Below are 13767 nucleotides of genomic sequence, written 5' to 3' on the forward strand. Positions count from 1 at the left end.
TAGATCATGGCCAATAAAACCTCACCCCTGCCTCCGGCTTCCCTCTCCGAACTCACGGAGAGGGATTGAGGGTGAGGTTTGATCTTATATTTAATTACGCCTACCTACTTATGAATTACGAATTACAAAAGTATGTTCACGACTAAACCTGTAGAACGTCTGTATACTTTTGAGGAATATCTCACCTACGATGATGGCACTGACAAGCGCTATGAACTTGAGGATGGGGTACTGTGAGAAATGCCTCCAGCCTCAGATTTGCATGAAGCAATCATTACTTTCTTGTTAATTCGCTTCTATCTGGAAATCCAACGACTAGGGTTAGACTAGCAAGTTCGCCCTAGCGGTACTGGCGTTCGTACCTCCGTCAAAAGAAATCGCAGGCAATAATTTATTACCTGCTTCAACTAGGGAAGCGATCGCAGGTAAGCCTGTAAATATCCCTTTCAACATAGTGATAGCTGTTTTTGCCGTTTTTTGCTTAGTCGATTCTTGGGGATTTTTACCCGCTTCGGCCAAAGTCTTCACCTGTTCTAACGCCTCAGCTTTCTCTTCATCTGGCAAATCTGCCGACTGTGAAATTGCCTCTTGCAACTGCGTCAACAATTCTTTGATTCCCGGTTTATCAGTTTGCGGCGATTCAGGTAACTGATTTATTTCAAGGGTTGGAACACATGGAGGGGAGCATCTCAGTTTTGTAAATTTATCCTAAATCGACCCCCCTTAATCCCCCCTTGTTAATAGGCTAAACAAGATTCCTGCTCCCTCTCCTTAGTAAGGAGAGGGTTGGGGTGAGGTTTTACAGACTTTCTACGAAAGTGAGATGCTCAAAAGGTCAACATCGAGCCTCAGAAGGTCAACATTGAGCCTCAAAAGGTCAACATCGAGCCTCAGAAGGTCAATATCGAGCCTCAGAAGGTCAACATTGAGCCTCAGAAGGTTAACATCGAGCCTCAGAAGGTCAACATCGAGCCTCAAAAGGTCAACATTGAGCCTCAGAAGGTGAACATCGAGCCTCGGAAGGTGAACATCGAGCCTCGGAAGGTGAACATCGAGCCTCGGAAGGTGAACATCGAGCCTCGGAAGGTTATTGTTAGAGGATGTTTGAAAAGTCGCAAAGTAAACTAGAAACCTCGCTTCCATTCCTCTCTCCAAAAGGTCGATAGGCTTTGAAACCCCCATTCCCTTGTAGGGAAGGGGGGCTAGGGGGGTTAGGTTCCTGATGCCTTTGATGTTACCCAGGGAGAGGAATGGAAACGGGGTTCTAAGAATTTTGCAAAGAACTTTATGTCCTTGGCTTACCTCACCCTCAATCCCTCTCCTTATAAAGGAGAGGGATCGTGAGACAGGATGAAGTTTTGCATCTTATATCATGTTCGCTTGATTGCTTATTAAACCCGAAGAACCCCCCACCCCGCCAAAGCTATGCTTTCTCTCCCCTCTCGAAGAGCGGGGAGCAGGGTGGATTAATTGTGTACAGAGAAAATTTGGAATCCCCGTAACCTCGTCAGTCTGCTAACAGGGTAACTCGATTCATGAACGGAAGAATAAGGGTTTCAATTTTTCTAGGATGACAATTAATCCACCCTGCCTCTCGAAGAGCGGGGAGGGGTTGGGGGTGGGGTTCTTTTATGATAATCTGGCGGACATGATATAAAAGGCTCCGCCTCCTGACTTGATAGGAGGCGGAGCCTTTTAACTTGCGGCAGAGCCAAAATATAGACTTAACGGCAAAAATCAGGTGATCCCATCCTCCTGCGACCTAAGTTGTGTCTCTGGCTGAGTTGAGCCAGCAGGCAAAACCCGATGTTCAGATCCCAAAGTTCCATCAGGAGAATTTGGAGGCTTTGAGCCACCCGATCGCTTCCGAGAAAATATAGCCTCAGCCAGAGTCTTGACTAAGATGTACAAAATTGGCACTAAGAACAAACTCAAGAACGTTGAAAGAATCAGCCCCCCAAAGAGCGCTGTTCCTAAAGACCAACGGCTGCTGGCTCCAGCCCCTTGAGAGATTACCAAGGGCAAAAATCCTAACAGCGCTGCAAAGGAAGTCATTAAGATCGGTCGCAGACGTTCTTGCCCCGCTTTCACCGCCGCCCGCGTGTAGCTCATGCCCTGCTCATGCAGCTGATTGGCAAATTCTACAACTAAAATCGCGTTCTTTGCAGCTAGACCAATCAAAGTCACCAAACCTACCTGGCAATAGATATCATCCACCACTTTCGGGAAGAGGCTACCTGCCATAAAAATATTGGAACGTAGCCAAATCGCCGTCATCGCTCCCAAAACTGCTAGAGGAACTGTCAGCAAAATAATGATCGGGTCAACATAGCTTTCATACTGAGCCGCCAGCACCAGAAAGACAATAACGAAGGCGAAGGCAAAAATCAACCCCGTAGATCCCCCAGATGTCTTCTCCTGGAGATAAGTCCCTGTCCATTCATAACCAAATCCTTGAGGTAAGACCTCTTTAGCTAGTTTCTCCATCGCTTGAATCGCCTGTCCAGAACTAGCACCGGGAGCAGGAGCGCCCTGAACTTTGATTGATCTGTACAAGTTATAATGCGAAATGGTTTTCGGCCCGACAAAGGGAGTAATCTTCACCAAATTGCTCAACGGAATCATCGCCCCACTTCCAGAGCGAACATACAGCTTGCCAATATCATCTGGATTAGAGCGGAAAACCCCATCTGCTTGGACATATACTCGATACTGTCGCTGTCCCTGCACAAAGTCATTCACATATTGCGACCCCAGGTAACTTTGCAACGCCCCAAAGATGTCGTTGAGTTCGACATTCAGAGATTTGGCTTGGTTACGATTTACCTGGATTTCAAACTGAGGTGTGTCTGCGGTGAACTGAGTGAAGACTCCTTGTAAAACAGGGTTTTTATTTGCCGCCGCAATGAACTTTCGAGCATTATCAACCAGGGTTTGAATCGGCGCATTTCCGGTTCGGTCTTGAATGATAAACTCAAAACCACCTGTAGAACTTAATCCTCTAACTGGCGGAGCATTGACAGCGATCGCTCTAGCATCTGTAATTGTAGAGAGCTTTTTGTTCATCCTCTGAAGTATTCCATACACAGACTCAGATTCTGTAAGTCTCTCTTTCCAGGGTTTCAGGTTAGCAAAGGCAATGCCTAAATTAGAAGCATTGCCATCGAAACCAAAGCCACTAATCATAAAACTAGCTCTAACTTCGGGAAGCGATGTTACTTCTTTAACAACCCGATTCATTACAGATTCGGTGTATTTCAAAGAAACCCCGTCAGGTCCTTGGACAACTACAAAGAAGTAACCCTGATCTTCCTCTGGAATAAATCCAGTCGGCACTGCTTTGTACATCAAACCCGTTGCTATTAAACCACAGATAAAAACCCCAATTACAATCGGCTTGACATGGGTAAGGTAGCTAACAAACCCGACATAGCGACGCGTAAACCAGCTAAATCCCCGATTAAACTGCGTAAAAAACCACCCCAAAGGACCCCGTGGAGTCTGAGCAGGGCGCATCAGGATGGCTGCCATACTCGGAGAGAAAGTTAAAGCATTGAAGGTCGAAATGGCAATAGAGCAAGCAACGGTTAAACCAAATTGTTTATAGACAATCCCAGTAGTGCCGGGAATGAATGTCACTGGAATGAATACCGCCATCAGTACAAGTGAAGTGGCAATGACTGCCCCAGTCAACTCTTTCATGGCTTCCATAGCTGCATCAAGGGGCTTCATGCCCTGCTCCAGTTTGACTGCAACTGCCTCCACCACAATAATGGCATCATCCACAACAAGACCGATCGCCAGCACGAAACCAAATAAGGTTAGTGTATTAATCTGAAATCCTAAAACCAACAGAGCCGCACACGTCCCAACCAGGGAAACGGGGATCGCTACAGTGGGAATGATCGTGGTACGCCAGTCTTGCAAAAAGACAAAAATTACCAAGACCACCAGGATAATCGCCTCAACCAGAGTTTGTAGAACTTCTTCTAAAGAAATTTCTACAAATGGAGTGGTATCAAATGCCAACTGGGCTTTTAGTCCAGGTGGAAAACTCTTCGCTAATATTGCGATCTGGTCTTCAACAGCATGGGCAACGTCCAGGGCATTACTACCCGGAAGTTGATATATCCCCAAACCCACGGCTGCCTTGGGATCACTTCCTGGTAGGGTGAATTTAGCATCAGCAAGATAGCTCTCTGCTCCCAGTTCAACTCGACCGATATCTCTGACCTTAACTAAGGTGCTATTAACGCTGCTATTAGTGTTACTATTAGTGGTGCCATTAGTGCTGCTATTAGTGCTGCTATTAGTCCCACCTTGACTCACCTTCAGCACCATGTCTTCAAATTCAGCCGCATCTTTAAAACGACTGCTTGCCCGTAAAGCAAATTCAAAGCTTTGATTATCTGGTGCTGGTTCCTTACCAATCGCCCCTGCACCCACCTGAATATTTTGTTCTTGCAGGGCAATTGTCACATCTTGAGGAGTTAGTTGATGTTGGGCAAGCTTGTTGGGATCAAGCCAAAGACGCATGGCATATTTGCGCTCCCCAAAAATCGTGGCTTTTCCTACACCAGGAAGCCGTTTGATCTGATCGAGAACAAACAGATCAACATAGTTACTGATAAAAATGTTGTCATACTCATTATTTTCTGAGTAAAACCCAAAGACGAGAAGAAGACTGCTCGATGCCGTTTCAACGGTGACACCTGTTCGTTGAACAGTATCTGGCAATTGAGGTGAAGCAAGTCCTTCTTTGTTTTGAACGTTTACTTGAGCAATATCGCTATTGATATCAGTTGGGAAAGAAACAGTTATATTGCTGGAACCATCATTACCCGTATTAGAAGATATATAAGATACATCTTTAACACCATTAATTTGTCGCTCAATAATATTGGTGACAGTGCTTTCTGTTGTTTGAGCATCCGCACCAGTATTGTTGGAGCTAACGGTGATTTGCACGGGGGCGAGGTCTGGTAGCTGAGAAATGGGAAGTATAGGAATACAGATGCTTCCCAGCAGCAAAATAATAAACGTGCAGACCGTCGTCAGGACTGGACGTCTGATGAAGGTATTGACAAACATAAATTAGGGAAAAGTTCAACACTAGTTAGTGAGACAGTAGCTTTTTATTAAAGCCGTCATAACACCCCATCCCTGGATAGGGTGAGCATATAAGGCATTGAGCGACGATTGTATCTATATATCTCCTAGAAAAGAGAACAACTTTAAGATACAGTGTATCGTGGGGCGCATAGGAACGTGGGGAAAAGAAAGCGACAGTTGTCTTCGAGACTCAGGGTAAAGTACCTGAAAGCCTGAATAGAGATGCCTTCTAGGTCTTTTGTGAACTGGCTGCACCTCTTTGGCAAAAACTGCTATTGTCTGCATTGGGTTAAATTAATTTCTTCGTCAGAATTTGCTGGTAGGCTTGGATTGTTTGCCTAGCGATCGCATCCCAGCTAAAATTTTCTAAAGCATATTTTTGGGCGTTTAATCCCCGTCGTTGGCGTTCTGCGGGGTTTTGCAAAGCTTCTTGCAGTAACTCTACCAGCGCTTGCACATCTGTTGCACCTACCCAACCCGACTCGCTATCACGCACCTGTTGACAAATATGCACTTGGTCAGAAATTACCACCGGTGTTCCTGCTACCATCGCTTCCGCCACAGCAATCCCAAAATTTTCATAGTAGGAAGGTAGGACAAATAAATCAGCAGCTTGTAGTAAACTAACTTTTAATTCACCAGTGACAAAGCCCGTAATTGTAGTGTGCGATCGCAGTGGTGAATTTTGAATTTGGGATATTATCTTTTTTTCGTAATCTGGATCTTGGGGATTTGTTCCAGCTAAGACAAAATGAAACTTATAACCAATCGCTAACAGCTTCTCTAGCGCCGGAATTAACAAATTTAACCCCTTTTTTGGGTCAATTCGTGACATAAACAGCACTAACGGTACATCCTTTGGTATTTCCAACTGACTACGTACATTTTTAATCGGGGATTGACGGGGGATTACACCCAAAGGAATTACCAAATCTGGCGTAGATACTCCAAATCGTTCTGATATTTTGGCTTCTTGAACACTGGTAAAATGAATTGCTGCCGCACCAGCTAAATTTTGACGTTCTATAATTGCGACATAAAGCTGTTTTAATTGCTTTTTCTTCTGTAAATCAGCCGGATCAAGAGTACCCAAAGGACGGAAAATATAAGGTAGCTTTTGCTGACGACACACAATAGCAGCAGCACTAATTATTGGGGAGAATAGAGCATGAATATGTGCTATGTCAAACTCGTGAGCATGACGTTTTAGCCAGTTTAATAAATCTAGGGAAAATTTGTAGCGACGAAATGGGGCACAACGAAAGTAAATTATTTCATAGCCATCTTGTTTAATTGGTCGATTTAAAGGAACATCCAGAGGTGTTTGACCATTATCGCCATTACTATCAGTTGTGAGAATTGTCACTTCTACTCCCTCTTTTACCAACGCTGGAGCTAATCCTAGTACCATTTGACTTGGACCGCCATATATTAGAGAAATTGAGGGAACAATTTGTAATATTTTCATTTTTTTGTCTTTTGTCCTTTGTGGTTTTTCATTAGTCATTTGTCCTTTGTGAATAACTCATGACCAATGACCAATGACTAATGACTATTAACCAATTCTTGATAAAACTCTAATTGCTGTTTAGCCAAAGCTTTATTTGTATATTTAATCATTGCTTTTTGATAACCCATTTCACCGAGAGTATGAGCAAAAGAGGGTTTATCCATTAATTGAACTAAGCAATTAGCAAGGGCTTGAGCATCACCTTCAGGAAATACTAAACCAGTATCACCAATTACATAGGGAATTTCACCAGAATCAGAACCAATTACAGGTACTTGGCAAGCCATTGCCTCAATTAGCACATGACCAAATTGTTCTTTCCAGCCAAGAGCAGTTAAGGTTTTAAACTTGTCAGTTGTTTCTGAAGCCAGGACTAAAGTACTCATTAAATTGATATAGTTTGGAACCTCGTCATGAGGTACACTTTCTATCAAAATTAACCGTTCTTTAATATTGTTTTCTGCCGCTATTTTAATTAATTCACTTTGTAATTCTCCCCGTCCGAGTAGGAGTAATTTCCAAGGTTTATTTTTCAAAGTTATTAAGGCTTGTAAAAGTGTTAATAAACCCTTTTCTTGCACAAAACGCCCAACAAAGCCTACCACGAAATCTCCTTTTTCAATGCCCAATTTAGCTGCTAACTCTGGTTGAGCTTTGGGAGTAAATAGACTTTCATCTACGCCCAGTTGTGGCATAACTTTAATTGAGCCTTGATATCCCCGTTGTCGCAAAACTTCTGCTCCATCCTGATTCCCAGAAATAATACCGTGGCTGTGGTTGAGGTTATATTTTTCTAACAAAGAAACTGGTAGCTTCAGGCTGTATGGTAGATTCCACCAAGTAAAAAATACATTTTTGGCCTTGAGTCCTAAAAGTTTATTTAAGACAATCATTTGAGCATAAGCCAATGCTCTAGACCCTTGTTCTACCTGGATGATTTGGGGACGAAATTGTTTTAACAAAGATATCAAATCAGCGCCAAATGTCAGGAGTCCCTGATGATTTTGACTAAAATTAGAAACTGGAACTATTTTAAATTTGCCTTCATCGCGGTATTGAGTTTCAATAATTCTGTTTTGCACTCCACCTGGTTTCCAGCGCTTTGGCACTACAACTGTCACCTCAATGTCGGGTTCTAGTTGAGATAAAGCGCGTAATTTTTCACAGTTGAGGTCTACGATATAAGTGTGACTAGCAACTAAGATTTTCATTTAGTAATCCGATTTGATTTATGAAATTATTTGCGTAGGCTGGGAGTGGGGAGTAGGGAAGAAGCCTCTTTGAGTTGTACTGAGTTTTTTCAAAAATCAAATATGAGTCCTATTGGTATTTATTAATTGTTATTCACTAATTCCCAATGCCCCATGCCCAATGCCCCATGCCCAATGCCCCATGCCCAATGCCCAATAGCTAAACTTGTTCATCCAATCGACTGTAAATTTGACCATCGTCCCATATTGATTGAATGACACTACCCAAGGCTTTGAAAAAACCCAAAATGTAGAAAATACCGCGAGTGGCAACTTTGATAGGGGAACCGCTTTTATGGCAAGGTGGGCGTCCCAGTACGTGACAGTCAAATAAACGGGCGTATAGGCGTAAAGCTTGAGTCGGAGTGAGGTTTTTCAGCCCCAGTAAAAAATGGTTGTGGTAGAAGGTGAGTTGATATTTTAGCGATCGCATACTAATATCATGACAACCCCCTGTTTCTTCGCCTAAATGTACCAAATGGGCTTCTGGGTCGTACCAAATCTTATATCCCGTCTGCCGCAGTTGCAAACAAAAGTCTGACTCTTCCCGCACTGCACTACCGCCAAACCTCTCATCAAACCTCAGTCCGTACTTAGTAAAAATTTCGCGGCGAAAAGACATATTACAACCCCTCGCTGTCAGTACTTGCTGGGGTTTAATCGTATGCACTAAATCAATATAATACCAAGCAATTCCTGGGTCCATAGCTTGGGGAGGCAGATATTCAATCTCTAAATCTCCTCCAGAATCACCCAATTTCATTCTGTCAAATACCCGTCCGGCCACAGCCCCCACCTCTGGGTTTTGCAAATAATTTTTCGCATGGGCTGCTAACAATCCTGGGGTTAGCTGAACATCATCATCAATAAATAATATTATTTCACCAGATGACCGCCGGACAGCATAATTCCGCGCCCCTGGCAAACTTGCCCAATCTAAGCGCAACCATTTAATTTTACCTGCCTCCGCCATCTCTTCCAGGTAGGCTTTAATTTCTGGTTGGTGTTTTAGGGTTTGGTCTACCACCAAAACTTCAAAATTTGGATAGTCCTGTTTTAGGATATCCACAATGCTATCCCGTAGCGGTTCCTCTCGCCCATAGGTTGGTATAACTACAGAAATTAAAGGGTAATTAGCCATAATTTTTTTATACTACATTATCTAAAGGTAATTGAATTTTTGTTAATCATGCCAAACACTAATTTTACTTATTCATGACTGTTCCAAGCATTTGCATAACGAATCGCTCTATTTTAATAAATGAGAATACATAAATTGTCAGTAAAATACTCACTATCATTAAAGAAACTCCGATCTTCAAATAGTTATTTATCTGAATCAGATAATTTAATTTAGGTAATAAAACAAAATACAAAGGTTGATGAATTAGATAAATTTGATAAGAATAAATTCCTAATATACTAAGAAAGCTTAGTGCCCGTCCAATTTTAGCTATTTTATCGAGACTGGATAATAATGCTTGAATACTCAAAAAAAATAAAGGAGTAAACAGTATGTCTATACCTAACATATATATATATTTTATTTTAAAAATAGTTAAGAAAATAAAAATAATAAATCCCACACTAAAAAGAATATTTGCAACCATAAAATCTATTTTTCTAAAACTTTGATGCTCTGCATAGATAAATCCCCAATAAATTCCCAGCGAAAACTGAAATAAATAACTTCCTATAAAATTATCTTGTAAGAAAAATAAATAATTATTCGGATCATTACCTATTAAAAAATAAAAAGCTAAAAGCTTCGTTATTATTGCTCCTATAAGTCCTAAAACTAATATTTTTATCGGCTTATTTTTACAAAATAAAAATATCACTGGTGTAAGTAAATAAGCCTCTAAAATTACTGTAAAAAACCAAAAACCAGGGTTTATTGATTGGAACCTTATCCCGGCTATACCTATAAATGATAAGAGAAAGTTTAGATTTAAATTAATCTTAAGATTAGCAAAAAAGTAAAGTAAGCAACTTAATCCCACAGCTAGTATATAAGCAGGATAAATTCTATACAAACGTTTTATCAGCCATGATTTCCAGTTAATTTCAACCTGCTCTATCTGTTTTTTTTGTAATTTAGATATGAGAGCATAACTTGTGTTGAAACCAGCCATTAAAAAGAATATATCTACAGCAGCATATCCGAGCTTTGCTCCATTCTTATCTAAAATTGAAATTAGTTGCGATCGGTCGGGATAATTTTGAAAAAAGTGAAATATGACAATTGCTAAAATTGCTAATCCTTTTGTCTGATCAATCCAATTAAATCTAGTTTTGCGTGTTTGACTGTGAGTATTCATATATCTGATATCTCAGAGTTTATATTCAGCTTGATATCCAGTAATTCGACCTTTAGGGGCTGATTATTCGCTTGATAGCTAGAAAGATACCAGACTTAGCCACTAAGAGAATTTAGCAACCCTTGGTTAAGCTTAATACACGAGCAAGCTTCTGTCCACCGACAGCGTACTGAAGTATTTTCACTATGTCCCGTCAGTATAACCTTGCTTCTGCTGCGTAGAGATTATCAAATAACTTATTTTGTTTTTCAGCGTCGTGGACATTAATCGCTTGTGCTAAAGCTCCAGCACTGAGAGACTCGTAATGTTCCTGTTTATCACTTCTATCTAAAAATTCTTGTATTTGTTGTAATGCCTGCTCTGCTAAATCATCGTAGGTATGATTGACAATTTCCCAATATTTTTCAGTTTTAGTTTGTTCACCATTTAGCCAATTACCCCAATGTCTGAGTTTATCCAGTGGTAATTCTAAAACATATCCATTTTCACCATGACGAACAATTTCTGGCAAAGCACATACATTGGTTGTAATTGCCGGAGTCGCAACAGAAAAACCTTCAATAATGCTATAACCATAGGTATCCATCAATGATGGCATCAGTTGAAAATGACTTTGTGATAGTAATTCGATAACTTTTGTATTCGGAATTGTGTTATGCCAAACGACATTATCTAAATCGAGTAACTTGAAATCTTCTGCATATCTATTACGATCAGGAAAATCAGTAGGTACGCCCAAACCACACCATAGTTCAGATACTATATGTATAGTAATCGGCAAACCTAAATTTGCTGCTTTCTTGGCTAGTCTTAAAGCCACAACTCCGCCTTTTCTGGCAATGTGGTTGCCGATAAAAATAAGTTGAAGATTTTGCTGACTTTGATAAGACTTATGCTGGTTAAGCCTGACAGGAAAATTTGGATGTATAACATCTACTTTATCGATTATTTTTGATGCTCCATCCCATTCTTTTACCCAGTTCATTAATCGAAATCTAGCATAATCAGATATGGCAATAATTTTTTTGCAGTTTTCTAATGCTAAACGATTATTGAGAAATTTATAAGTGAATTCTTCTAGTTTGGTTTGGGGATCTCTATACAAAAATCGATGATCTTCAAAAGTTACAAACCAAGGTTTATTAGTATAGATAATTCTATTAAAAGTATGAATTACCTGGTATCCGCCCCATACAGGTCGCCAAGGCATAAAGCTTCCTAAAGGATACCAAACTTTATCTATAGGATATTTGCCTGCGAGAAAAGTTTTAGAACGAATGAGAGTATGTTGAGAATTACGAGGAAGATTAGGAACGCTGAGATGTTGTTGACCACCTATAATAACTTTCACCATTTTTATCCTAATTAAAATTTTGTTTTGAATCGTTTATTTGGAATTTGTGGTTGAGATTCAGTATCTTTTCTCTCTTGTTTATCTAGTTCTGGCAATTTAAAAAGAACTCCCGCATAAAACCAGTAATAGACAGCAACTGGATCAACATCTAGAGGATAGTAGTAAGTGTTGTAGCTAATAAATAATATAAACACCCACAAAGCTGCTCCGTAACTGCGGAAATTACGGTTCTTTATCGAGCGATAGGTTTTAAAGCCAATAATTGTTAAACTTGTTACCAGACCCAGAAACGCTAGTACTCCAATAATTCCAACTTCATAAAGTACTTTGGGGTAGTAGGTTTCCACAAGCTTAGTTTGACCCAATGCACGGGCAGAGTTGGTTGCTCGACCTAAGCCACTTCCCAATGGGCCGTCTACGTTTTTCCAATTCTCTTCAAATTGCTGGATGATAAAATCTTGAGGTGGTGAAGCGTCCCAGCGACCGGTAAAACTCTCGGTTCTCTCTTGCACCAGAGCTGGGTTAGTCACCATCGCAATTCCCAAAATCAAGGCAAGCCCCACTCCTATGGGGATAAATCGTTTCAGGTTGGCAATTTGTCCAGTGATTAATAGCAAAATCCCGAAGCAGATTGGTACTAAAGCTAAGGCGATTCTCTGTCCAGAGATTACAGCATTAAGAAAGACTGTCACTAAAGAACCTAAACCTACCAGCCGCCATATTGCGGAGGGATCGGTGAAGCCGGTGGCAAAGGTAAAAAAGGTGCTGGCAATTAAGAACCATGCCCACTGCCAAGGAGCTACAAATGTCCCTGGTAGACGAATAACCCCTTCATCGGGACTATATACTAGCGCTCCACCAATATAACACCTGGCATCGAGTGTTGCTCTAAATAAGGCATCACCTTCAAGACCTCTAGTACCTTGACATACACCAGTTAGTAGTAACAGGTATTGAAGAAATCCCAGCACACAGCAAATTAGTATGAGAACAATCTGGAGACGTGATAAAAATAGAAAATCCCGCTTATCCCGAATTAAATAGTAAGCACAACCAATCAGGGGGACATAGCCTAACAATACTTTCAGTCCTAGAATTCCCATGCCTAATGGTATTTCTTTCTCTGCTTTTTCCAATAGCCCCACACTAGGCGGGTTAAACTGCTGTCCACCATTGATAAACAACAGTGTTAGCAGACTGCAACCCAAAACAATATAAAGTGGAATTTTAATGCCTTGGGGAATAATTAGGGGTAGCCCCTGTTTCCGGCAAGTCTGCCAAAGTCCAATTAGGGCTGGGATGTAAAAAGCATCTTTAGCTAATTGGAGTATGGGACTATTGCCCAAGTAGTAAGTAATAGTACCCCCAAGAGGTACATAAATGATGAAGGCATATAGCGCTTGGCGCGGGTATTTGTAGGAAAGGGACATGATGATTATCCCTAAGACACCAGGAATTGCTGCTTTAATTCCAGCTACGAAAAAAAGCAGAATGCCAATGAAGACACCACCAAAGGTGGCGGTGGTGAGTAAGCTAGTGAGTTCTTTACGTGCTTGGGCTGCTTTGCGCTTTTGGGCTAACTGTTCTTTGAGGCTAGGGGTAGAAGTTTCTTTTTTAGCCTGTTTTTTCGAGTTTTTAGATTGCTGAGATTTTGACTTGAATTTTGGCATAGTGGTGCTGTAGCCTATCAGCATCAGAGAATCTATTATAGTTGACAAATTTCTTTGGATTGCTGTAACTCGTACAATCCGAATTCATCTCTAACTGATTGATTTAATAATTTGCGATTAAAAATGCTAAATCTTAATCTTTTTGAATTATCAAAAAGATTCTCTCCTGTTTCCAAAATATAAATTAGCCAGATATGATCTAACAATGCAAATACAAATGTCATAACTAGGTAGGCGTAATTAAATATAAGATCAAACCTCACCCTTAATCCCTCTCCTTAGTAAGGAGAGGGAAGCCGGAGGCAAAACCTCACCCTCAATCCCTCTCCTTACTAAGGAGAGGGAAGCCGGAGGCAGGGTGAGGTTTTATATTTAATTTGACCCACTTATAGCTTTTCCTAATCAAATGAGGTAGATCATAGCCCCCTCATCGCTAGCGATGAGGGGGTTGGGGGTGGGGTTCTTTTATTATGGGTAATCTGGCGGACATGATATCACTGCTTCTACAAATAACCAGCCTTGGTTATCTGTAGAAGTTATGAGGAAAAAT

General features: G+C 41.0%; 9 protein-coding genes. All 9 read right to left on the reverse strand.

The features are described 5' to 3' along the window. Nucleotides 1–321 precede the first annotated feature (321 nt). The 9 genes from V7K31_RS16990 to hpsL all read right to left on the reverse strand — a co-directional run bounded on the left by V7K31_RS16990 (nucleotide 322) and on the right by hpsL (nucleotide 13217). On the reverse strand, nucleotides 322–606 hold the full coding sequence (locus V7K31_RS16990) for a hypothetical protein (protein WP_335095525.1): 285 nt from the start codon (nucleotides 604–606) through the stop codon (nucleotides 322–324). A gap of 204 nt (nucleotides 607–810) precedes the next feature. Next, complete coding sequence (locus tag V7K31_RS16995) at nucleotides 811–1182, reverse strand: hypothetical protein (protein WP_335095526.1); 372 nt, start codon at nucleotides 1180–1182, stop codon at nucleotides 811–813. Nucleotides 1183–1737: 555 nt separating this feature from the next. Beyond that, nucleotides 1738–5091: an efflux RND transporter permease subunit gene (locus V7K31_RS17000; protein ID WP_335095527.1), complete on the reverse strand. Its 3354-nt coding sequence runs from the start codon at nucleotides 5089–5091 to the stop codon at nucleotides 1738–1740. A gap of 310 nt (nucleotides 5092–5401) precedes the next feature. After that, complete coding sequence (gene hpsP, locus V7K31_RS17005) at nucleotides 5402–6580, reverse strand: hormogonium polysaccharide biosynthesis glycosyltransferase HpsP (RefSeq protein WP_335095594.1); 1179 nt, start codon at nucleotides 6578–6580, stop codon at nucleotides 5402–5404. Between the two features lie 77 nt (nucleotides 6581–6657). Next, a complete protein-coding gene (gene hpsO, locus V7K31_RS17010) occupies nucleotides 6658–7833 on the reverse strand; it encodes a hormogonium polysaccharide biosynthesis glycosyltransferase HpsO (protein ID WP_335095529.1) in 1176 nt (391 codons plus the stop codon). A gap of 199 nt (nucleotides 7834–8032) precedes the next feature. Then, nucleotides 8033–9013, reverse strand: coding sequence for a hormogonium polysaccharide biosynthesis glycosyltransferase HpsN (gene hpsN, locus V7K31_RS17015; RefSeq protein WP_335095530.1), 981 nt, complete (start codon nucleotides 9011–9013; stop codon nucleotides 8033–8035). 64 nt (nucleotides 9014–9077) lie between these two features. Next, the gene (locus tag V7K31_RS17020; RefSeq protein WP_335095532.1) at nucleotides 9078–10193 is read right to left on the reverse strand and encodes an acyltransferase family protein; all 1116 of its coding nucleotides are present in this window, start codon (nucleotides 10191–10193) and stop codon (nucleotides 9078–9080) included. Nucleotides 10194–10386: 193 nt separating this feature from the next. After that, a complete protein-coding gene (locus V7K31_RS17025) occupies nucleotides 10387–11547 on the reverse strand; it encodes a glycosyltransferase family 4 protein (RefSeq protein WP_335095533.1) in 1161 nt (386 codons plus the stop codon). A gap of 11 nt (nucleotides 11548–11558) precedes the next feature. After that, complete coding sequence (gene hpsL / locus V7K31_RS17030) at nucleotides 11559–13217, reverse strand: hormogonium polysaccharide biosynthesis protein HpsL (RefSeq protein WP_335095595.1); 1659 nt, start codon at nucleotides 13215–13217, stop codon at nucleotides 11559–11561. Between the last annotated feature and the right edge of the window lie 550 nt (nucleotides 13218–13767).

It is taken from the genome of Nostoc sp., assembly GCF_036917675.1.
Lineage (GTDB): Bacteria > Cyanobacteriota > Cyanobacteriia > Cyanobacteriales > Nostocaceae > Nostoc.

Bases quoted from the DNA above. Each gene is read 5' to 3' on its own strand.
- hpsL (WP_335095595.1), bottom strand. From the start codon at position 13,217: ATGCCAAAATTCAAGTCAAAATCTCAGCAATCTAAAAACTCGAAAAAA.
- hpsO (WP_335095529.1), bottom strand. From the start codon at position 7,833: ATGAAAATCTTAGTTGCTAGTCACACTTATATCGTAGACCTCAACTGT.
- V7K31_RS17000 (WP_335095527.1), bottom strand. From the start codon at position 5,091: ATGTTTGTCAATACCTTCATCAGACGTCCAGTCCTGACGACGGTCTGC.
- V7K31_RS17020 (WP_335095532.1), bottom strand. From the start codon at position 10,193: ATGAATACTCACAGTCAAACACGCAAAACTAGATTTAATTGGATTGAT.
- V7K31_RS17025 (WP_335095533.1), bottom strand. From the start codon at position 11,547: ATGGTGAAAGTTATTATAGGTGGTCAACAACATCTCAGCGTTCCTAAT.
- V7K31_RS16995 (WP_335095526.1), bottom strand. From the start codon at position 1,182: ATGGGGGTTTCAAAGCCTATCGACCTTTTGGAGAGAGGAATGGAAGCG.
- hpsN (WP_335095530.1), bottom strand. From the start codon at position 9,013: ATGGCTAATTACCCTTTAATTTCTGTAGTTATACCAACCTATGGGCGA.
- hpsP (WP_335095594.1), bottom strand. From the start codon at position 6,580: ATGAAAATATTACAAATTGTTCCCTCAATTTCTCTAATATATGGCGGT.